At 55.2% G+C, this 22647-nt stretch carries 20 protein-coding genes and 1 tRNA gene; 10 read left to right on the plus strand and 11 right to left on the minus strand.

The features are described 5' to 3' along the window. Positions 1-58 precede the first annotated feature (58 nt). From guaA to ACR0EK_RS03525, 9 genes are all read left to right on the plus strand, one after another. Positions 59-1618 carry a glutamine-hydrolyzing GMP synthase gene (gene guaA / locus ACR0EK_RS03485; RefSeq protein WP_480505386.1) on the plus strand — a complete coding sequence of 520 codons (1560 nt, stop codon included), beginning with the start codon at positions 59-61 and terminating at the stop codon, positions 1616-1618. A 211-nt stretch (positions 1619-1829) separates the two neighbouring features. Continuing rightward, positions 1830-2735, plus strand: a complete 906-nt coding sequence (locus ACR0EK_RS03490; RefSeq protein ID WP_480565007.1) for a DMT family transporter — start codon at positions 1830-1832, stop codon at positions 2733-2735. 123 nt (positions 2736-2858) lie between these two features. Further along, on the plus strand, positions 2859-4022 hold the full coding sequence (locus ACR0EK_RS03495; protein WP_480481189.1) for an OmpP1/FadL family transporter: 1164 nt from the start codon (positions 2859-2861) through the stop codon (positions 4020-4022). 99 nt (positions 4023-4121) lie between these two features. Continuing rightward, positions 4122-5018: a DMT family transporter gene (locus tag ACR0EK_RS03500; RefSeq protein WP_480565010.1), complete on the plus strand. Its 897-nt coding sequence runs from the start codon at positions 4122-4124 to the stop codon at positions 5016-5018. A 46-nt stretch (positions 5019-5064) separates the two neighbouring features. Next, positions 5065-5937: an ATPase gene (locus tag ACR0EK_RS03505; RefSeq protein WP_480472449.1), complete on the plus strand. Its 873-nt coding sequence runs from the start codon at positions 5065-5067 to the stop codon at positions 5935-5937. Positions 5938-5973: 36 nt separating this feature from the next. Next, complete coding sequence (metA, locus tag ACR0EK_RS03510; RefSeq protein WP_480565013.1) at positions 5974-6891, plus strand: homoserine O-acetyltransferase MetA; 918 nt, start codon at positions 5974-5976, stop codon at positions 6889-6891. Then, positions 6881-7834 (plus strand): alpha/beta fold hydrolase, encoded by a 954-nt coding sequence (locus ACR0EK_RS03515; RefSeq protein ID WP_480565016.1) that lies wholly within the window; start codon positions 6881-6883, stop codon positions 7832-7834. Before metA ends, ACR0EK_RS03515 begins: the two co-directional genes overlap by 11 nt. Positions 7835-7883: 49 nt before the next feature. Further along, positions 7884-8753, plus strand: a complete 870-nt coding sequence (gene ppk2, locus ACR0EK_RS03520) for a polyphosphate kinase 2 (protein WP_480565018.1) — start codon at positions 7884-7886, stop codon at positions 8751-8753. 113 nt (positions 8754-8866) lie between these two features. Beyond that, a complete protein-coding gene (locus ACR0EK_RS03525) occupies positions 8867-9481 on the plus strand; it encodes a TetR/AcrR family transcriptional regulator (protein ID WP_209504101.1) in 615 nt (204 codons plus the stop codon). A 6-nt stretch (positions 9482-9487) separates the two neighbouring features. On the opposite strand, the gene ACR0EK_RS03530 is transcribed toward ACR0EK_RS03525, so the two are convergent. From ACR0EK_RS03530 to pyrH, 11 genes are all read right to left on the minus strand, one after another. Then, the gene (locus ACR0EK_RS03530; RefSeq protein ID WP_209504102.1) at positions 9488-10546 is read right to left on the minus strand and encodes an adenylate/guanylate cyclase domain-containing protein; all 1059 of its coding nucleotides are present in this window, start codon (positions 10544-10546) and stop codon (positions 9488-9490) included. Next, positions 10543-10911, minus strand: a complete 369-nt coding sequence (locus tag ACR0EK_RS03535) for a group I truncated hemoglobin (protein WP_209596705.1) — start codon at positions 10909-10911, stop codon at positions 10543-10545. Before ACR0EK_RS03535 ends, ACR0EK_RS03530 begins: the two co-directional genes overlap by 4 nt. Positions 10912-11147: 236 nt before the next feature. Further along, a tRNA-Ser gene (locus tag ACR0EK_RS03540) sits at positions 11148-11237 on the minus strand. Positions 11238-11380: 143 nt separating this feature from the next. Then, positions 11381-13807, minus strand: a complete 2427-nt coding sequence (locus ACR0EK_RS03545; RefSeq protein WP_480565020.1) for a DUF3772 domain-containing protein — start codon at positions 13805-13807, stop codon at positions 11381-11383. Then, positions 13807-14841 (minus strand): cysteine synthase A, encoded by a 1035-nt coding sequence (locus ACR0EK_RS03550; protein WP_267367392.1) that lies wholly within the window; start codon positions 14839-14841, stop codon positions 13807-13809. Before ACR0EK_RS03550 ends, ACR0EK_RS03545 begins: the two co-directional genes overlap by 1 nt. 68 nt (positions 14842-14909) lie before the next feature. Then, positions 14910-16025, minus strand: coding sequence for an NUDIX domain-containing protein (locus ACR0EK_RS03555; protein WP_480485824.1), 1116 nt, complete (start codon positions 16023-16025; stop codon positions 14910-14912). A 27-nt stretch (positions 16026-16052) separates the two neighbouring features. Continuing rightward, positions 16053-16493, minus strand: a complete 441-nt coding sequence (locus ACR0EK_RS03560) for a TrgA family protein (RefSeq protein ID WP_480485825.1) — start codon at positions 16491-16493, stop codon at positions 16053-16055. 11 nt (positions 16494-16504) lie between these two features. Next, entirely contained in the window at positions 16505-17716 is a 1212-nt protein-coding gene (locus ACR0EK_RS03565; protein WP_480565022.1) for a class I SAM-dependent methyltransferase, read from the minus strand. 69 nt (positions 17717-17785) lie between these two features. Continuing rightward, positions 17786-19210, minus strand: coding sequence for a cryptochrome/photolyase family protein (locus ACR0EK_RS03570; protein WP_480565276.1), 1425 nt, complete (start codon positions 19208-19210; stop codon positions 17786-17788). A gap of 48 nt (positions 19211-19258) precedes the next feature. Next, positions 19259-20485 carry an aminotransferase class V-fold PLP-dependent enzyme gene (locus tag ACR0EK_RS03575; protein ID WP_480565024.1) on the minus strand — a complete coding sequence of 409 codons (1227 nt, stop codon included), beginning with the start codon at positions 20483-20485 and terminating at the stop codon, positions 19259-19261. A 262-nt stretch (positions 20486-20747) separates the two neighbouring features. Continuing rightward, entirely contained in the window at positions 20748-21500 is a 753-nt protein-coding gene (pyrH, locus tag ACR0EK_RS03580; protein WP_209504110.1) for a UMP kinase, read from the minus strand. A 97-nt stretch (positions 21501-21597) separates the two neighbouring features. On the opposite strand from pyrH, the gene miaA reads away from it, so the two are divergent. Next, positions 21598-22491 (plus strand): tRNA (adenosine(37)-N6)-dimethylallyltransferase MiaA, encoded by an 894-nt coding sequence (gene miaA, locus ACR0EK_RS03585; RefSeq protein ID WP_480565026.1) that lies wholly within the window; start codon positions 21598-21600, stop codon positions 22489-22491. Positions 22492-22647: the final 156 nt, after the last annotated feature.

The raw sequence follows: 22647 nt of genomic DNA on the forward strand, positions 1-22647 counted from the left end.
CGCGCCGGAATCGGACCTCGCTCTTGCGAAATGTGCAGGCTTGCCCTAAGGCGCTGACATGACCCAGACATCCCACGACCGCCTTCTGATCATCGACTTCGGCAGCCAGGTTACGCAGCTTATTGCCCGCCGCCTGCGCGAACTGAATGTCTATTGCGAAATTCACCCTTACCAGAATGTCACGATGGATTTCGTGCGGGAAATGGCCCCGCGCGCCGTGATCTTCTCGGGCGGGCCGGACAGTGTGACGCGCGAAGGGTCGCCCCGTGCTCCGCAAGAGATTTTTGACTACGGCGTGCCGATTCTGGGCATCTGTTATGGCCAGCAAGTGATGATGCACCAGCTTGGCGGCAAGGTCGAAAGTGGCCATGGCACCGCCGAGTTCGGTCGGGCTTTTGTCACGCCAAAAGACGAACTGGAAATTCTGAAGGGCTGGTTTGACGACGGGGATGAACAGGTCTGGATGAGCCACGGTGACCACGTCAGTGAAATCGCGCCGGGATTTCAGGTCTTTGGCACATCGCCTAACGCGCCCTTTGCGATCACAGCCGATCCAGCGCGCCATTTCTATGCCGTGCAGTTCCACCCCGAGGTGCACCACACGCCCAAGGGCGCGAAGCTGTACGAGAACTTCGTCAAGCTGGCCGGTTTCAAGGGCGACTGGACCATGGGGGCCTATCGCGAGGAGATGATCCGCAAGATCCGCGAGCAGGTTGGTGACAAGAAGGTCATCTGCGGTTTGTCGGGCGGCGTTGACAGCTCGGTCGCGGCGATCCTGATCCACGAGGCGATTGGAGACCAGTTGACCTGCGTCTTCGTTGACCACGGGCTGTTGCGCAAGAACGAGGCGACAGAAGTCGTCGGCATGTTCCGCGACAACTACAACATCCAACTGATCCACGCGGACGAATCCGAACTGTTCCTTGGCGAACTTGAAGGGCAAAGCGACCCGGAAACCAAACGCAAGATCATCGGCAAACTGTTCATCGACGTCTTCCAGAAACACGCCGACACCATTGAAGGGGCCGAGTTCCTGGCGCAAGGCACGCTTTATCCGGACGTAATCGAATCGGTGTCATTTTCGGGCGGTCCTTCTGTAACCATCAAATCGCACCACAATGTCGGTGGCTTGCCGGAAAAGATGGGCCTGAAACTGGTCGAACCCCTGCGAGAGCTGTTCAAGGATGAGGTTCGCGCGCTTGGCCGTGAACTTGGCCTTCCGCAGAGTTTCATCGGGCGTCACCCCTTCCCCGGGCCCGGTCTGGCAATCCGCTGCCCCGGCGAGATCACACGTGAAAAACTGGGTATTTTGCGGGAAGCCGATGCGATCTATATCGACCAGATCCGTAAACACGGCCTCTATGACGACATCTGGCAGGCTTTTGTCGCCATCTTGCCAGTGCGCACGGTAGGCGTCATGGGTGATGGACGCACCTATGACTACGCCTGTGCGCTGCGGGCCGTCACATCTGTCGATGGCATGACCGCAGACTACTACCCGTTCAGCCATGAGTTCCTGGGCGAAACGGCAACGCGGATCATCAATGAGGTTAAGGGCATCAACCGGTGCACCTATGACATCACATCGAAACCACCCGGCACCATCGAGTGGGAATAACCGGTGGGTGTCTGCGTAAAACTTAACTGATTGAGCTGCAAAACGTCCTTCTCGTTCAAGCCTTTGTTCGGGGCAGTCATCTATACGACCTTGAATCTGGTGCACCTTCGACGTTTGAATGGCCGGGCAAACCTAGCCTGCTTATCATAAGCTCTTGGCCTTGCGGTCTTTTGGCCGCGCGGCTACGCGACGAACCTGAGGGACGCCCGAAATGAGCCATGCGCAGAAAGACGTGTTGAAGGCCGGTCTATGGATGACAGGTGCGATCGCCTCATTCTCATCCATGGCGGTTGCAGGGCGTGAGCTGAGTTCTGCGCATGATACCTTTGAAATCATGATGTATCGCAGCATCGTGGGGTTCGTTGTTGTTGCAACAGTCCTGACTTTAACGCGCAACTGGCAGCAGGTTTCAGCCGAACGGCTGGGATTGCATGCTTTACGAAACACCTTACACTTTACAGGGCAAAATCTCTGGTTCTACGCCGTGGCAGTGGCTCCTTTGGCACAGGTTTTCGCGCTGGAGTTCACTCAACCGCTTTGGGTGATCCTGCTTTCGCCGCTGTTTCTGAACGAACGGTTGACCCCGCTCAAGTTGATTGCGGCGCTAATTGGGTTTTCAGGGGTTCTGATCGTCACACGCCCAGGCGCTGCCCCCCTGAGCCCCGGCTTAATAACAGCAGCGGCATCAGCGGTTTTCTTTGCGTTTACAACGATTACCACCAAGAAGCTTACGCGATTTTCCAGTATTGGGTGTATCGTTTTCTGGCTGACCGCAATGCAAGCGGTCCTTGGGGCCACAGCCGCTGGCATCGACGGTCAGATTGTGCTTCCGACAATGCAAACCGCGCCCTACTTGATTCTGGTTGGGTTGGCGGGTTTGCTGGCGCATTTTTGCATTACCAATGCCCTGTCTATCGCCCCGGCAACCGTCGTAATTCCCTTTGATTTTGCACGCCTTCCGACAATCGCGGTGATCGGAATGATCCTCTATCACGAGCCCATCGACCATTGGGTGCTGATCGGCGCCGCTATCATCTTTGCAGGCATTTTCCTGAACATCTGGTCCGAAAATCGTAACAGTTTAGCAACAGTTCAGAACTGTAGTGGCAACAAGTAACGCACCGTCACCAGTTGACCTTAAACTAACTGAAAAGAAAGTATCGCGCATTACACACGAGTAGGCGCTGGACTCACTCAATTCTTCGCCAGGCAAATACTCGAAAAAGTTCGGGAGGACAGAATGAAAACAACACTACTCGCAACGTGCGCTTTGTGCGTTGGAGCAACGGCTGGTTTTGCAGGCGGCCTGGACCGCAGCGGTCAGGGTATCAACCTGATCTTTGAAGAAGGCTCTGCAGTTCAGTTTCGGTTGGGGTATACCGACCCAAGCGTGACCGGTACGATGCCAGACGTTTTTGGCACAAATGGTGGCCAACCCGTTGATTCAGGTGAAGTTGCGAACGACTTTTTTACACCGCACTTGGGGTACAAAACGGCGCTTACAGAAAAGCTTGATTTCGCCATCATGTATGATCAGCCCTTCGGTGCCGATATTCAGTACGCGAGCACGTATCCCTTGTCTATCAACCCAATTCCCGGCGGTCGAACCGACAGCCTGAGGGCGACAGCGGATACAGATGCCATCACAGCGCTGCTGCGCTACAAATTCGATGGCGGGTTCAGTGCGATCGGTGGTATTCGCGCGCAGCGCGTCAAGGCCTCGATAACTGTTCCCATTACCGCAGGCTATCAGGTGGATACCAGCGCTGATACCGCATTTGGGTATGTTGTTGGTGTCGCCTGGGAAAAACCCGAAATCGCAGCACGTGTATCGCTGACTTATAACTCCAAGATCAGCCACGACCTTTCGCAGACAGAATCGCTCAATCCGCCTCCTATCCCACCAATTCCGCCGGGGACTGTGGCAACGTTCAACACCACAAGTGAGATTGAAACACCGCAGTCAATCAACTTGGATTTCCAGACCGGTGTGGCGCCCAAGACATTGTTGTTTGGCTCGATCCGTTGGGTCGACTGGCCACAGCTTGTGTATAACCCGCCAAACTATCCGCCGACCACGAACCTGGTTGACTATGACGAAGCCACCTTCACCTACTCTCTGGGTTTGGGCTATCAGTTCTCGGAAGAGTTTTCTGGTGCTGTGACACTGGGCTACGAATCTTCCCAAGGTACGCCGGTGTCGAACCTCGGCCCGACAGATGGGTTCTGGAGCATCGGTCTGGGTGGCACCTATTCTCTTGAGAATGCCAAAATTTCCGGTGGTGTACGTTACACGGATATCGGAGATGCCACCGCGAATGGCGCCGGTCCGGCGGCACGTGGTACATTCACAGGCAACAGCGCCTGGAGCGTTGGTTTCCAGATCACATACGCTCTGAACTGATCTGAGTATCATATGTTCCTACAAAGCCTCGCAGTTTCTGCGGGGCTTTTTCGCATGAACCGGGTCGCCGTTGGTTAACTTCAATGAAACAGTGCCCGTATGGATGCACAAAAACACCTCTCTCTTCGCGCCTGGGCCGAGCTTTTGTTGCTTGGACTGATCTGGGGCGCCTCCTTTGTTTCCATCCGGGTCGCTCTGGACACGCTTCCCGTGATGACGTCGGTTTTGCATCGCACATTCTGGGCCATGCTTGTCTTGTTGCTGGTGACTTGGATCAAGGGGATCAAGGTGCCGCGCTCGCCCGGTATCTGGGGCGCTTTTTTGGTCATGGGGCTATTGAACAACGTCATCCCCTTTAGCCTGATGGCTTGGGGGCAGCTGTACATTGACACGGGTCTGACGGCGATCCTGAACGCGGCGACTGCGATCTTCGGCGTTCTGATTGCAGCACTGTTTTTTCGCGACGAACGATTGACAAAGACCCGGCTACTGGGTGTCTGCTTGGGCTTTCTTGGTGTCTCAATCGCGATCGGAGTGCAGAATTTCTTGAATTTCAGCCTGCAAAGCACCGCTCAGATTGCAGTGTTGACCGGAACAGTTTCCTACGCATGTGCCGCGGCTTGGGCGAGGCAAACGTTATCGCACCTTTCCCCAGTGATTGCCGCCGCCGGTATGCTGACGGCTTCGACAGTGCTGGTATTACCAATAACACTAGCAGTTGATGGAATACCCAGCTTGGCGTTACCCGCGATAACCTGGGCGGCCATCGGGTATTATGCGATAGTCGCAACGGCCGGCGCATATCTGCTTTACTATCGGGTTTTGGCAATGGCCGGCAGTGGCAATCTGATGCTGGTGACGCTTGTCATACCCCCGGTCGCTATTGTTCTGGGCGCATTGCTGCGCGAAGAGTCCCTGTCCCCAAACGCCTTTCTGGGCTTTGCCGTTCTGGCGATTGGCCTTTTGGTTCTGAATCGTTCGTCCCGGCCCAATTGACGCCGTGCGCTGCCCGATTTAGCTAGGGCAAAAAGGACAGCGCAAAATGATCTACACCTCAGCCAATGACTGGCGCACCGCAAGCCGCAAGAAAGTGCTGTTCTTTGGCATGTCAGGATTAGGCAAGACCTACGTATCCAACATCCTCAGAGATTCCGGGAACTGGTTCCACTACTCGATCGATTACCGGATCGGAACGCGCTATATGGGCGAGTACATCACCGACAATGCCAAGGCCGAGGCCATGAAAGTTCCGTTCTTGCGTGAACTGCTGTTGTCGGATTCGATCTATATCGGTTCGAATATTTCATTCGCCAATCTGACACCTGTTGCTGCTTATCTGGGCAAGCCGGGAAACCCCGATCTGGGCGGCTTGGACATGCCGGAATACCGCCGCAGGCAGGAACAGTTTCGCTTGGCCGAAATTCATGCGCTGCTGGACACCGAATACTTCATCGACCGCGCCGAGCGTCTGTACAAATATCCTCACTTTATCTGCGATACGGGCGGATCCATCTGCGAGTGGGTGGATCCCAAAGACCCAAGGGATCAGGTTTTGTCCGAACTCGCGCGGCACACCCTCATGATCTGGCTGAAGGGTGACGAGGGTCATACGGCCGATCTTGTGCGCCGTTTCGACAAGGCCCCAAAACCCATGTCCTATCAGGCCGATTTCCTGACCCGTTCCTGGACAGAGTATCTGGATCAACACGGCTGTGCAGAGACCGAGGTCAACCCCGATGATTTTGTCCGCTGGACCTATGCACAAGCCCTGGCCCATCGTCAGCCCCGGTACGAGGCGATGGCAAAGAACTGGGGCGTGACGATTGATGCCAATGACATCGGCAAGATCCGCGATGCGGCCGATTTCGATGAGTTGATCGAACGTACCCTTGAGGCCAGACGCAATAACGCCTAACTACCAGTTTTCCCTAATCTCTTCGAAGTCAGACACATGCCCATCAAAATCCCCTCAGATCTGCCCGCTTTCGACGTCCTGAACAAAGAGGGCGTTATGGTCATGTCCGAGGATCAGGCAATGCGTCAGGATATTCGCCCCCTGCGCATCGGGTTGCTGAATCTGATGCCGAAGAAGATTCAGACGGAAAACCAGTTTGCGCGCCTGATCGGCGCAACCCCGTTGCAGATCGAACTGTCTTTGATCCGTATGACGGAACACCAGACAAAAACCACCGCCGCCGAGCATATGTCCGAGTTCTATCAACCTTTTCAGGAGGTCAAGGACCAAAAGTTCGACGGCCTGATCATTACTGGCGCGCCGATCGAGCATCTGGAATTTGGTGATGTCACCTATTGGGATGAAATCAGCGAGATCTTCGACTGGACCCAAACCAACGTTCATTCAACCTTTGGTGTTTGCTGGGGCGGGATGGCGATGATCAACCATTTTCACGGTGTCCGAAAACACATGCTGGATGCCAAGGCCTTTGGCTGTTTCCGTCACCGCAACCTGAACCCTGCATCACCTTTTTTGCGTGGGTTCTCTGACGATTGCGTTATACCGGTCAGCCGCTGGACGGAAATGAAACAAGATGAGATCGACGCCGCGCAGGGTTTGACGACCCTGCTGGGCAGTGATGATGTGGGTCCCTGTCTGGTCGAAGATCCCAGCCACCGCGCACTGTATATCTTCAATCATTTTGAGTATGACAGCGACACGCTGAAACAGGAGTATGACCGCGACGTCGCCAATGACACGCCCATCAACGTGCCGATCAACTACTATCCGGATGATGACCCATCCAAGACACCTCAAAACCGTTGGCGCAGCCACGCGCATCTTCTTTACGGAAACTGGATAAACGAAATCTATCAGACGACGCCTTTTGATATGAGCGAAATTGGCCGCTAAAACATTGATATCCTTTGGCCTCATCATTCTGGGCCTTGCCGTTGTGACTGCGTGGCGCAGCGCCCGGAACGAAGCACAGGCAGAAGCGGCTTTCCCACCCGAAGGCCAGATTCTTGATGTCGACGGGATCGCCGTTCATGCGGTTATCATGGGGAATGGGCCGGATGTTGTCCTTCTTCACGGCTCAAGCGGCAACACCCGCGACATGACCTTTGCGCTGGCACCCATTCTGGCGGAAAACTACCGCGTCATCGTTTTTGACCGGCCCGGCCTGGGGTTTTCAGAAAGTTTCAACCCAGACGGTGAAACGATCACGGAGCAAGCGGATATCCTGCAAAAAGCTGCTGCCCAACTTGGGGCGGAAAAGCCAATCGTTGCGGGCCAAAGCTATGGCGGTTCAGTGGCACTTGCATGGGCGGTCACAAGGCCCGAGGATCTCTCGGCGCTTGTTCTGATCGCACCTGCTGCCATTCCGTGGGAAACGCCGCTGGATGGGTTTAACCAATTGGCATCTACCACGGTCGGCAACGCGCTCGCCCTGCCCCTGATCTCTTCCTTCGTGCCCGATTGGTACGTGACACGGGCATTGGACACTGTATTTGCGCCCCAATCGGCCCCCGCTGGATATGCCCAGCATTTCGGACCCGGCCTGACCATCCGGCGCAGTTCCATGCATGCAAATGCCAAGCAACGGGCCAATCTATTGGATGAGATAACCCAATTGCAGCCAAAATACGGTGAGATTTCAGTGCCAACCGAAATCGTTCACGGCACCGCCGACGACACTGTCGGCCTCGAGTGGCATTCCCAACGACTGATCCAGCAAATCCCGCAGGCCGAACTGGTCGCGTTACCGGGGATCGGTCACATGCCGCAGGTTGTCGCAGCGCCCGAGGTTGCCGCCGCAATTGATCGTGCAGCGCGGCGTGCAGGTTTGCGTTAATCCAAGCTCTAATCCATAGTCGGATATGGGTTTTATCGCGAGGTGACATATGGCCCGGACCGAAAAAGGTTCTATCGAGAAGTATTTTCAGGAAAGCGCGCCCAAAGCTGTGCGGGACGAGATCAAGAATTCGAAGAAAGGCGAAATCCTGAACCCGACCTACCCGTATAGCGAGAAGATGAAGACCAAAGACTATGAAGAGCAGATGGAACTGCTCCAGATCGAGCTGGTCAAAATGCAATCTTGGGTCAAGGACACGGCGCAACGGATCGCCATCATCTTCGAAGGCCGCGATGCCGCCGGTAAGGGCGGAACGATCAAACGGTTTCGCGAAAACCTGAACCCACGCGGCGCGCGCAATGTGGCGCTCAGCAAACCCTCAGAGACTGAACGCAGTCAATGGTACTTTCAGCGCTACATCCCTCACCTGCCTGCCGCTGGCGAGATCGTGTTCTTTGACCGCAGCTGGTACAATCGCGGCGTGGTCGAGAACGTCTTTGGTTTCTGCACCCAGGAAGAGCGCGAGCGGTTCTTTCGTCAGGTTCTGCCGCTTGAAACGGGTCTGGTCAATGATGGCATCAAACTCTTCAAGTTCTGGCTCAATGTCGGGCGGGCTGAGCAGCTGAACCGCTTTCTGGCCCGTGAAACCGACCCATTAAAGCAATGGAAACTCAGCCCTATTGACGTGGCTGGGTTGGACAAGTGGGACGAATACACACAATCGATTTCAGAAACTCTGACCCGGTCACATTCAGACATATCTCCTTGGACAATTGTCCGGTCGGACGACAAGAAACGCGCCCGTCTTGCAGCAATTCAAACGGTTCTGCACACGCTGGACTATGATGAGAAGGACGCAAAAAGCATTGGCGACATTGATCCCCTGATCTGCGGTGGTCCGGATGTCTGGGACGCCTAGGTTGCGTTTTCACCCTGCCCGGCCAAGGATTTCAAGGGCAAGCGTTGGACGACCGTGTGTATTTGGTCTATCCCCTTGTCTTCCAATACCTAATCAAAGAACCTGAGGCCGGGATGTCGAAACGCGGTTATCATCACGGAAACCTAAAGCAAGCCCTGATCGAGGCAGCCTTGTCCCTGATCGAAGAAAAGGGGCCGACAGGTTTTACGTTATCTGAAGCCGCCAAAACCGCTGGCGTAACACCCGCCGCTGTCTATCGCCATTTTGAAGGGCGCGAAGACCTTATCGCCGAAGCTGCACGGCAAGGGTTCGAGATGTTCGCGGACCTGATGCAATACGCTTATGACAAGGGCCAACCCTCTGCCCTTGCCGCCTTCGAGGCAACCGGGCGGGCCTATCTGGCTTTTGCGCGGAAGAACCCCGGCCATTACATCGCCATGTTCGAAAGTGGAATTTCGTTGAATCGCACCCCCGAACTATCAATGGCCGCCAATCGGGCCAAATCGGTTCTTGAAAAAGCCGCCGACGACCTGTCACAACATATTCCACCTGAAAAGCGCCCGCCCGCGTCGATGTTCAGCGCACATATCTGGGCGATGAGCCATGGCGTGGTTGAATTATACGCGCGCAATACCGGAGCGACGTCACCCTTCCCCCCGGAAGACCTGCTGGAAAGCGGCATTGGAATCTACCTGCGAGGGCTGGGCCTGATCCCGCAGGACGACTGACACCTGTCAAAAAGTTCGGCTGCTTTGCGGTAAGCTCAGCCCGGACGTTACGTTGATCAGATTCATCTCGCCCATTCCCTTTATATCAACACGTCCCAGGTCCGAGACCTGAAATTCGTCAATCAGGGCGTATTTCATCTCTTCCGGCGCAACGATTTTCATAGGATTGGCGAAAATTTGCAGTCGGGACGCGATATTTACCGCCGGACCGAAAACGTCGTAGACGTATTTCTGAATACCCACGACAGACCCGACCGCGGCCCCCATGCCCAAACCGATCCGGGCCTGCCATTTGTGCGGGTGGCTTTCGTTCCGGCGTTCGAGATAACGCAGGAAACGTACCGCGCAATGGGCCACTGCCGTCGCGTGATCGGGTGTCGGGTCAGGCATGCCTGAGACCGCAAGATATGCGTCACCAATTGTTTTGATCCTTTCACACCCGAATTGCTCAACGATCCTGTCAAACGCTGTGAAAATGTCGTTCAACTCGCTCAGGGTCACTGTCGGGTCGGTCTTGGCCGCGAAATCGGTGAAACCCACAAAGTCCAGCATGACTACAGACACCTGCTTGTAGAGCTGCGGAGTGACAACACCGAAGGTTTTGAACTCTTCATAAACGGCCCGTGGCATCAGGTTCAAAAGCAGCCGTTCAACCCGCTCTTTCTCGCGCTCCAGCTCTCGCGTGTTGCGTTCGACCATGGTGGAATAGCTGTCGATCATGCTTTCCAGCTCGCGAATGCGCGTGATGTTCTGGCATTCGACAATCAGAACCTGCTCGGACAGCCCTTTGGCCAACGAAACTGCGACTGCAAAGATCAAGGTCCGCCGCTTCGGCTTGATTTGCAATTCAACCGAATATCTCAAGCCCGATTGCTTGACGTCTTCCAATTCTTTGGGATCAAGGGCGGGAAGAATGTCCGTAAGAGTACTGCCGTTCTCGGGGGTTCCAAACCACTCCGAAAACGGCCCGTTATGAAAAACGAACTGAAGATCCGAGGCGCGCACCACGGCAATGCCGACACCGATGGCGCGTAACAGCTGTTCGTTTATTGCATGAATGCTCATGCCGCGTTTCGGGCGACGATAATTGAACGCTTCCCTTCAATTGCAGCCAGCGCGGTTTTGATATCCTGATCGGACATACCATGCACGCTCAGCGCTTCGCCAAACAGCTCAGCCATCACATCAAATTCGTCGTGTGAAATACTCAGATGCCTGTGTACGGCTTCGATCCTGTCATCACTGAATGACGCCGGTCCGCCAATCAGGGACGATACAAACTTCGTCTGATGATCAATCAACCGCGGCATATCAATATCTTCAAAATAATGGCCGATGTCATCCGAATCCAACGCCATTTCATAGAAGGTCATCACGACACGGCTAATCGTTTTGAAGCCACCGTATTTATCATAAAGCGTTTGCGCCACACGAAAACCCAAGAGTTACCGAACAAAAACACTGTAATTCTATATCAAATGGACATTTTTGTTAATGTTTATGGTATTTTTTTCGTTTTCCGGCTTAACGCGCGTTCATTTTAGGAAAAGCAAAAGTGTCCTGGATTTAAAATCCTGCGCTTTCGAAGACCCGGCGTGGTACACGAAACCACGTTGTACACAGCCGAGACGCTGGGGCGGGTTTGGGTTTCTGACTAAGGGGGTAATGGCGGAGAGACAGGGATTCGAACCCTGGAGACGGTTCCCCGCCTACACACTTTCCAGGCGTGCGCCTTCGACCACTCGGCCACCTCTCCGTGCCGGCGATGTTTGGACCAATGTCATGAGATTTGCAAGTCCCCAATTCGGTGAAATCATCGGAAAGGATCAATTAAATCCGGTAGTCTACCCAGAGCGTCAAGCGACCAGAAACGCGACCTTTCAGCTGTCGGGCTGGTCGTCAGATTTCATCGCCCGCGTCAGGGTCCAGATCAGATTCTGTCAGCTCAACTGGCTTTCCTGCCGTTGAATCGGTTGTGTTCTGTTTGGGCGCAAGGCCTGCCTCTTTAACCTTGTTCGAGGTCTGCAAAGCTTCGGGATTGCGCAACCAGATATCACGCTGTGCAAACGGCACCTCGATACCCGCTTCCAGAAAGCGTCGATTGATCTCGTGGTTCATGTCGGATTTGACGGATAAAACCCAGTTCACATCCCGTAGGATCGCTCTGATCTCGAAATCCAACGCATCCGCTCCAAATCCCTGAAACACCACACTGGGCGCCGGGTTGGCCAGAACCATCGGGTGGTTGTTTGCGACCTCGCCCAGAATGGTCTCGACCAGCCGTGTATCTGTTCCGTAGGCGACACCGACCGGTACAATCACCCTACCGATGGTATTGCCACGTGTGTAGTTGGTGACGACGCCGCTGATCAGGTCCGAGTTTGGAATGATCACATCCGTTCTGTCGAACGTCTCGATCCGGGTCGATCGGACGGAGATGTCACGCACGTAGCCCATCATCCCGTTCACATCGATCCAGTCACCCTTGGAGATCGGCCGTTCGACCAGAAGGATGATACCGGACACGAAATTAGACACAATCGTTTGCAGGCCAAAGCCAATACCGACAGACAGTGCACCTGCGACAATTGCCAGAGACGACAGATCAAACCCCGCGACCATGATCGCGGCCAACGCAGCCAGAAATATCCCGATATACCCCGAGCCAGCGACAATTGCGTTCTGCCCGCCCGGATCGATACTGGTTTTGGGTAACAGCGAGTTGCGCAGCCCGCTTTGCAACAACCGCGTCAGCGTATAACCGATTGCGAAAACGGCGATAAATGTCAGGAAATTGCTGGGTGAGATCGTGACACCACCGATGTCAAAGCCAAGCAACAGACGTGACCATACTTCAAGCAGGTCCGTTTCGCGCGCGCCCCAGTATATCGCCAGAACAGGCAGCGCGACGATGGCCAGTGCAAAGCCCACCAAGACTGAAAAAAGAGAGTCGCGCGCAGCGTCGCCCTGCCCTGTGATCCATCCGTATATCTGACTGACAAACCGTTGAAAAATTGCCAGTGCGGCAATCAGAACCAGTGTTTTTACCGCCGGAAACACAATCGCTTCGGCCGCATTAGTATAGCCAACCAGTGCCAGTACGGGTGTTGCGATCCCCAGCAGGAACATGGCCTTGCGCAGGAATTCTACCAACTGGCTGAATCCAGCGGCCCGGGTAGACGCCGTCTGGTCCAGCAGGCGGTCGTTCGTTCGGATTTGCCGCACGCGGAGCAAAAGCAATGCCGTTCCGACAATCACTGGAAAGCTGATAACCGCACGGGTCGCATCCGAGACATTTTCGATCTGCTGAAACAGGAGCGCCAATTCGTGCAGGATCAGCATCAAAGCCAACAGATCGATGTAGATGCGCAATTCGGTGATCCGCGCGGCAGACAGGCGCTTGAAGCCCTGTGAGGCGCCAATCAGGTAAATCTGTCGGCCGATCCAGTCGTAGAACAAGGCGATTGCCGCCCAATACGAGATATTCTCCAGCAACAAGCTGCCGCGCAGGCCGGGAACACCCGACAAGCTGATCGCAGCGATGGCGGCAACGACACCAATCCAGGGCAACAGTATTCGCAACAGCGAAATGATGAAGGACCAGGCCCCGGTCCCCGCTCCGCCCAGCGTCCTGAGATAATCGCCGCCCCGCTCGGACCAACGCTTGCCGAAGACCAGTAAAACCGCCGCCAGGCTCACGAGAAACAGAATAGCCAAACCGCGATCACGGATATTCTCTTTGACGACGTCCGAACGCAGGTTGGCAAGTGTTTCGTTCGCCAGGCTCAGAAACGCTTCTTTTACATCCTGCCATGCGGGTCCCCAATATACGGGGTTGATTGGCGACGGGCCGCGCTGGAAGAACTCCTTTGTCTGCCGTGTCCGGATAATCTGGTCGATTTCACTGATCAATCCGTTTGCGCGGCTATACGCTTCTTCGGAAATGATGCGGGGCACGCGCAAACTGTTGAGCTGATCATTAAGATGAGTTCGCAGTTTGGCGATGTCTTCAGGTTCGGTCGCGTCCCCTTCGGGTTTCGGACCAAGCGCCTTGATCTGGCTTTCCAGCGTTGCGATACGATCCGTGTTGGCGCTGCGCGCCTTGTTAAAGTCCTCTCGGTAACCGTTTATTTCAGAACGCAAATTCTCGAACGCAGCGTTTGACGCACGGTTCGCTTCGATCACCGACTCGGCACGGTCCGCAGTTTTTATCCAGCCCCGGTAATACTCACTTTGCCTGTCGGTCAGCTGCGCAACAGCGCCGCCTGCGACCCCGACAAGACACAGGAAAACCAGTGTCAGAAACAGGCGAACCTGCTTGGGCATCACACGTCCTCAAAAACGCCAGGAATGCTGCGCGGTGCTTCGGTCATCCAATTCGGTACCGGCAGGTCTTTTTCGCGCAGGAAATCCGGGTTGAACAGCTTGGACTGATACCGTGTGCCATAGTCGCAAAGGACAGTCACAATCGTGTGGCCCGGCCCCATTTCCTTGGCCAGACGCACGGCGCCCGCCATGTTGATCGCGGTCGACCCGCCCATGACCAACCCCTCCTCACGGAGCAGGTCAAAGATATACGGCAACGCCTCGGTGTCAGTGATCTGATAGGAATGATCCGGCGTGAACCCTTCCAGGTTCTTTGTTATCCGCACCTGTCCGATACCTTCGGCAATCGATCCGCCCTCCATCGCGATTTCACCGGTGGTGTAGTAGGAGTAGAGACCCGCACCCATAGGATCGGCCAGACCGATTTTCACACCCTTGGGCTGCAACGCTTCGGCAACCCCGGCCAACGTACCGCCCGACCCGACAGCACAGATAAACCCGTCGACCTTACCGTCTGTTTGTTCCCAGATTTCGGGTCCAGTGGTTTCAACATGGGCCTGACGGTTCGCCACGTTGTCAAACTGGTTGGCCCAGATTGCCCCATTGGGTTCCGTCTGCGCCAATTCCTCGGCCAAACGCCGGGAATAATGCACGAAATTGTTGGGATTGCGATAAGGTGCAGCCGGAACTTGAACCAGTTGTGCACCGGCCAGCCGCAGCATGTCTTTCTTTTCTTCCGACTGGGTTTCCGGGATCACAATCACGGTCTTGAACCCCATTGACGCCCCCACCAGCGCCAGACCAATACCGGTATTGCCGGCGGTGCCTTCCACAATGGTGCCACCGGGCTTCAAATCGCCCCGCGCAATGGCATCACGGATAATATAGAGTGCAGCACGGTCCTTGACGGATTGACCGGGGTTCATGAATTCGGCTTTGCCGAGAATTTCGCAACCAGTTTCTTCACTGATGCGGCGCAGCCGGATCAGCGGTGTTTTTCCTACTGCGTCAGCAAGATCTCGTGCAATGCGCATGATGGCCCCTTGTCGTTTTGTACCATCGAAGATTTACAGCCGCACCGCCGCGACCACAAGCGGGATAGTCACCCGCGCAATCTGTCCCGGTGGCGGGCCAGCCAATAAGCCAGAGACACCAATTGTAGATCCTTGAAAACATGGCGATCCGTCATGTCTATGAATTCGTCGAACGGCAGGATTTGACTGCGGATGTCTTCACCTTCTGTGTCCAGGCCACCGGTGATTGTGGTGTGCGTCAACTCACCCAGACCAACATAAAGATACATGAACCCGGTGGAAGATCCGCTCGAGGTGTAGGCACCGCCAGCATATTCCAGCCTGTCAAAACGAATACCCGCCTCCTCCATCGCCTCTCGATGCGCGGCCTGTTCGGGTGTCTCACCCGGATCAATCATCCCGGCCACCGCTTCCCAAAGCCAGGGTTCCGGATCGTTGTTCAGGAAAACCGGTGGTCTGAACTGTTCCACGATCAAAACGGTATCGCGGACCGGATCATAGGGCAGAACGCCGACCGCACTACCCTGCAACAAGCTTCCACGGCGCAGTACCGGCCCCATGCTGCCGTCATGCCGCCGATGTTGCAGATCGATTTCCTCCATCCCGAAATAATCAAGATACACCCGGTCATGGCGATGCACGATCACGTCTTTTGCAATGTCCCGCGGATCACCGGTTCTCCGCTGCCCGGCCATAATCTTTGACCAGGCACGCGTTTGAGTGGCGCGAATACTGCGGGCCAAGATCCGGGGATCAACCTTCCCGAAATAGGCCATCTCTTCCTCAGCGGCGAGCGTTGTAAGTTCGCCCAATCTGTCCGCCCAGTCCTGAAGCGACCACAAATCACCCGGTCTCCAGGCATCGGGGGCAGGAAAAAAGACCTGCGCTTCGGCCTCGGTCCCGTCTTCCAATTCGACCTTCAACGGCTTCAGATCATAGTCGAATGACCCTTCGTAATAATCAAGCCTGGCCAGATCCACAGACGACAATTCCTGCACCAGTACACCTTCGGCACTGGCACCTTCCATTTCCAGGATCATTGGGAAATCCTGCCCCTGAACAGAATGGACAGCATGGCCTCGAAGTTGGGCGGGCCGCGCTTTGGTTTTGCTCAGAGGATGACCAAGAACGCGTTCCAACAACGGCAAGTGTCGCAGCGTTCCATAAAAAAACAAATCAGACAAAGTCGATCTCTCTTGTCGGGAAACGGATCAGCGCCATGATCGGGCGGCCTGTTCTGTGGCCAGTCCCGATACAACAGCCCCAATTAGGAATGCAATCAGGATTTCCGGGTAAATCAACAGCTTACCGTACTCAATCCCGATCTTGAAAATGGCCAGAATGGCCTCAAATGGGCCACCGTAACGATTGCGCATGGCAAGCCGGAACATTTCGTAACAGCCCTGCACGAACAACGCCCAGAAAATCAGCGAGGCGACACCAGTCAGACCGTTATTGATCCCAGCAGTCCAGCCGCGCCCTGCACGCTTGCCCATGATTCCCCACCCGCATACCGCGCCAAGGCCCATGTTAACCAGGGTAAAGTACCCGTAATCCTTACCTTCTTCACCGTTTTCGATAATCATGCCAGAGACAATGAATGCCAGCACGATGAGACAAACGGCGGCTACAAGACGCGAGGCAGTGGGCATGTTACGGTCCGTCAGTTAACTTGCTTTGATACGGTGATCTGTGTCACATCGCAATTGCGCGTGTCAAAGGCTGCGCCACAGGCAGTCAAATAATAATTCCACATGCGGCGAAAACGCTCATCAAAGCCGAGGTCTGCGATCTGTTCCCATTTTGCATTGAACGTCTCATACCACCGCCGCAGCGTCAGGTCGTAACTTTTGCCGAATTCTTTCGACTTCACCACATTCAAACCCGCCTGATTGATCTGCTGCCGTAGGATCGTGGGCGACGGAAGCATTCCACCCGGAAATATGTATTTCTGAATGAAATCAACACCGTTCTTGTAATAATCCCAGCGGTGGTCACCTACGGTTATGATTTGCAAGGTCGCTTGCGCCCCTGGCTTCAGCCTCTCACGAACGGTTTCAAAATAAACCGGCCAGTATTTTTGACCCACCGCCTCGAACATCTCGATTGAGGCTATGCCATCATATTGTCCACGCTCGTCGCGATAGTCCTGCAACTTGAATGTCACTTGATCTGAAAGCCCTGCTTTTTCAATACGTTCATTAGCAAACTTGAACTGTTCCTCACTAATCGTAAGGCCGGTTACATGCAAACCCCGCTCTTTCGCGGCATATTCGGCAAAACCGCCCCAACCGCATCCGATTTCCAGAATGTGGTCACCGGGTTTGGCCCCCATTTCATCGACAAGGCTGGCATATTTGGCAGTTTGCGCCTTCTCAAGACTTTCTTGCCCGGTCTCAAAAATGGCGCTGGAATAAGTCATCGTGTCATCCAGCCACAAACCGTAGAAGTCGTTACCCAGATCATAGTGGTACGAGATATTCTTTTTCGCCTGCGTCCGGCTATTGCGATGAAGCCAGAACCGCAGCCGTTCATAGGCCTGGACAAGGAACTTTCCAGTAAACCCGTCATAGACGGTTTCGGACCCCAGATGGACAAGATCCATGAATGAGCGCAGATCAGGCGTGCTCCAATGTCCTTCAAGGTAGGCATCAGAAAACCCCAGCTCGCCTTCGCGGATCAGACGGGCAAAAACATCTCCGTCGTGGATATCGATCTGAGCAACAGGCCCTGCCTTTGGCCCCTCTGCGCGAAAGATGCGGCCATCAGGCAATGTTATGTCTAGTCGCCCCGACTCCATTCGGGCCAGCATCTTGAACACCTGGGCGAAATACCTGGGCAGATCCGACTGCCCCTCTATCGTCGTCAGCACCATCCGCTCTCCCCTCTGCGGCACAGGTATCAGGCTAGGCCGCGATTTTGTTTCTGGCAAGTTTTCAGTTCCTTAGTGGGATTTTCGGCTTTCATACGCACGCAAGGCGCGGTTTCGTCCATCCGCCAGTTTCACGACAGGTTCGGGATAATCCGCCTGCGGACACAGGTTCCATGAACCGGGAAGCGCAGCGAAATAGGAAAGTGCAACGTCACTGGGTTTCGTCTGGCCTTCGGCGATCCAGCGCCGCATGTAAGCCCCCTGCGGATCAAACTTTTCCGCCTGCGTTTCGGGGTTGAATATACGAAAGAAGGGCGACGCATCGGGGCCTGATCCCGCAACCCACTGCCAGCCCATGGCGTTACAGGCTGGGTCCCAGTCAATCAGGCAATCCTCGAACCAGTTCATCCCGATTTTCCAGTGTGTCATCAGATGTTTGGTCAGGTAACTGGCAACAATCATCCGGGCCCGGTTATGCATACGGCCTGTCACATACATCTGCCGCAGGCCAGCATCGACGACAGGAATTCCGGTTCGGGCCTGCCTCCAGGCGGCAACTTCAGGGTGATCTGGATCGATATTCCACGGGAAATCATCCCATTCCGCTTTCCAGTTATCAGTCAGCAGATGCGGTGAGTGAAACATCAGGTGATAGGCAAACTCACGCCAGACCAACTGCCGCAGAAATGCCTCGGCGCCGGGGGTTCCCGTCATCGCAGCCTGTTGAACCCTGTGCCAGACCGTGCGTGGCCCGATCTCGCCCAATGAAAGGTATTCTGACAGGTTTGATGTTCCGTCCAGATCCAACCGGTCACGGTCATTGGAATAACGGGGGACTTGGTCGAGAAAGTGCTCAAGTCGATCGCGGGCGGCCTTCTCGCCGGGTTGGACATAGGGGCGCACGATTGCAGCGCCTCGGTACATGTCCGCACCCATATGCCAGGTGCTCAGTTTATCACTGGAAGGCCAGGTTGCAGGCCCCGCCAAGCGTGACACCAACGCATCCGGCGCTGGCACGTCCCGCCGCTGAACCGCGCGCCACATAGGGGTGTAGACACGAAACGGCTGGCCCTGCTTTGTTGCTACTGTCCAGGGCTCAAAAAGCAAATGACCAGGAAACGACTTTGCGCTTACACCCAGTTCGGACAGCGCCGTTTTGATCTGTGTATCGCGTCTGATCGACGCTGGATCATAGGCCCGCGACCAATAGACAGCCTTTGCGCCCGTCTCTTTGACAAGTGTCCGCAATTGCTCAAGCGCATCGCCACGCCGCAGGATCAGACGGCTACCAAGCCTCGTCAGAGCGTCGCAAAAGACCTCCAGACCCAACCTCAACCGCCATTTCGGGGCCGCGCCAAGGTGTTGCACAAGAGGGTCATGAACAAAGACTGGTATGATCGGACGGCCGCTTGCAACAGCAGCAGTCAATGCCGAATGGTCCGACAGGCGCAGATCCCGTCGGAACCATAAGATGATCGGAGACGGCTCGTTTTCCATATCCACCCTGAGGTTTTCTTCGTTCTACGAAGCCCCAAGCAGAGTGGATCACAAAACGCGTTCAAGCGCCTCCAAAAGCTGATCAATCTCCTGCTGCGAGGTATAATGCGTAAAGCTGACCCGCAAAACGCCCTGTGCCGGATCTACTCCCATCGCTTGCAATGGGCGCACAGCATAAAAGTCGCCGCCACCAGCCATAACACCGTATTGCGCCAGTTCCGCTGCAACCGGTTCAGCCGGGCAGTTCAACGACAGCGCAACAGTCGGCGCGCGCCGGGTGGCGTCTGATGTGCCGATCAGACGCACCGCATTGCGATCCTTTACCGCATCCAGAACCGGTTGCAATAAGGACACCTCATGCGCGCGCATTAGATCATGGGCAAAGGCACCCTGCTCTGCCGCGCCCATGTCAGGCCCGCCGTGATGAGCACACAAGAGCTCGACGTAATCGGCCATACCTGCACTTGCAGCAATCTGTGCATGATCCGGGCCCGCCGGGGTAAAGCGTTTATACAGAACGTCAGCGTTGAAATAATGCGCTTGGTTGGGCAGTAACTCTCCCAGTGTGCGGCGAATGACCATGCAGCCTTGATGCGGGCCGTAAGTTTTATAGGCTGAAAACAGATAGATATCCGGCCCCAGATCGCCAACATTCGGAAACCCATGCGGGGCGTAAGATACGCCGTCCACGCAGACAAATGCACCAGCCGCGTGGGCAATCGCAGTGATCTCGGTGACCGGGTTAATCTCGCCCACGACATTGGAACAATGCGGGAAACAGACCAGACGCACTTTTTCGTCCAACATGTTTTCCAGATCCTGTGGGTTCAGTGATCCGGTTTCCGGATCGATCTGCCACTCCCTCACCTCAATCCCTGCCTCGGCCAGACGACGCCATGGGCCCGAATTTGCCTCGTGATCCTGATTGGTCACGACAATCGCCTCACCGGGTTTCATCCACTGCCGGAATGCCTGCGCCAAAACATAGGTATTCTGTGTTGTCGAAGGGCCAAAGCTCAACTCATCAGTTTCAACACCCAGGATGGCGGCCATGCGCGCACGTGCCTCATCCATCTCGGCACCTGCAAGACGGCTTGCTTCATACGGGGCGTAGGGCTGAACCTTTCGTTGCGTATAGAACCGCGTCAACCGGTCGATCACCGGCTTGCAAGTATAAGACCCGCCAGCGTTCTCAAAAAAAGCCTGTCCTTCCAGGCTGGGTTCGGAAAATGCCGGAAACTGTGCCCGAACGAAATCGATATCCAGAGAGCTCATGCCTCATTGCTCCTTAGTTGTGCTGTCATATCAACAAGATGCCCGCTCATGTTTCCGGGCATCTCAGAAATCATGGCAGGTCTTCCAGCCCAGCCTGTGCTTGCGCCATGAGCTGACGAAACACCGGGCAGCCCTTCTCTTCGGAAGGACAACGCTACTTAGACAGCACCATCCGCGACCGTCAAGCTGAAGCAAAAGAAAAAGCCCGGCGGGGTTGCCGGGGCTGAATTTCCAACACTCTGGGGCGGGTCTCGTTCGGGCCTCAACCCTGAACTTTGGTATATGTCCCCTCGCCTGCAAGAATTCCACGGAAACCGCCGGGCTCATCCAGACCAAAGACGATCAGAGGCAGGTTGTTGTCACGCGCCAGCGCGATGGCTGACGCATCCATGACCCGCAACCGCTTGGCTAGAACGTCGTCATAGGTGACCGTGTCATAACGCACCGCGTCGGCATGTTGTTTGGGATCCTTGTCGTAAACGCCGTCGACACCGTTCTTGCCCATGAAAATCGCCTCACACGCCATTTCATTGGCGCGCAAGGTCGCCGCGGTGTCGGTGGTGAAATACGGGTTGCCGGTGCCGGCCGCAAAGATGCAAACCCTTTTCTTTTCAAGGTGTCGTACGGCGCGGCGGCGGATATACGGCTCGCACACTTCATCCATGCGAATGGCCGAAATGACCCTGGTGAACACCCCAATCTCTTCTAGGGCAGATTGCATACCCAGTGCGTTCATCACCGTGGCCAACATCCCCATATAGTCTGCTGTCGTCCGCTCCATACCCTGAGCAGATCCACTCAGGCCCCGGAAAATGTTTCCGCCACCGATAACCATGCAGATCTCAACGCCCAGATCGTGAACCGATTTCACCTCTTGCGCGATGCGCTGAACGGTTGGCGGGTGCAGGCCAAAGCCCTGATCCCCCATCAATGCCTCTCCTGAAATTTTCAACATGACACGTTTGTATGTGGTTTTCGGGGTTTCGGCAGTTTCAGAAGACGGGGAAAGGCTCATGTTGCGCTCCGGGCTGGCACGGGGTTAATTTCCGGCGCAAAATGAAGCAAAAGCTCCGCAGGTTCAATGCGGTTGGTGAGGATTGAGGCAACCGCATATGACCCGGCGATCAACAGACGCGATATTTCGGCAATTGCCCCCTATTCCCGATGACAAACCTGTCCTGATTGCAGGGCCGACTGCATCCGGGAAATCAGCGCTGGCGCTGGAGATCGCCGAACGGCATGGCGGGGTCATCGTCAATGCCGATGCAAGTCAGGTTTATGATTGTTGGCGCGTGATTTCGGCCCGACCATCTGCCGAAGAAGAAGCACGCGTACCGCATCTGCTCTATGGTCACATCGCCTATGATCAGGAGTATTCGGCCGGTCACTGGCTGCGAGAAGTGGTGCCACTGCTGACCGGGGGCCAGCGGCCAATCATTGTCGGCGGGACAGGATTGTATTTCTCGGCCCTGACCCAAGGCATGGCCGAGATCCCCGCAACTCCGGTGCAGGTGCGGGCCGAAGCAGACTTGCTGACCGTTGCCGAGCTTGTCGCCGGGGTTGACGAACAGACTTTGGCTGGCCTGGATACACAGAACCGCGCGCGCGTGCAGCGCGCTTGGGAAGTGCAGCGTGCCACGGGGCGCAGCCTGTTATCTTGGCAGGCCGATACGCCACCGCCAATTTTACGGCTCAATGATGCGGTTCCTATCGTTTTTGACGTCGACAAAGCGTGGCTTCTGGATCGGATCGAGCGCCGTTTTAATCAGATGCTTGAATTGGGAGCAATCGACGAAGTACGCGCCATGCGGGATCGTTTCGACCCCGCTCTTCCCGCCTGCAAAGCCATTGGTGTGCCAGAGCTTATGGCCTATCTGGATGGAACACTGACTTTGGATCAGGCCCGTGAACGGGCCACAATCTCGACCCGGCAATTTGCCAAACGTCAACGCACGTGGTTTCGGGCAAGAATGAAAACATGGAATCACGTTGATTTCTCAAAGTGATATCTGGAGTTGTTCATTCCACAGGATATGACACCGAAAGCAAACAGATCAACGGAAACTAACTGGTTTTTCGTCTGTTATCAGTGATTTGACGCAGAATCTCCGCAAGGGTTTCTTCTTGCGGGGCGCCACATGACAAAATCCGTACTGAAATAT

It is taken from the genome of Ruegeria sp. AE4, from assembly GCF_056542185.1.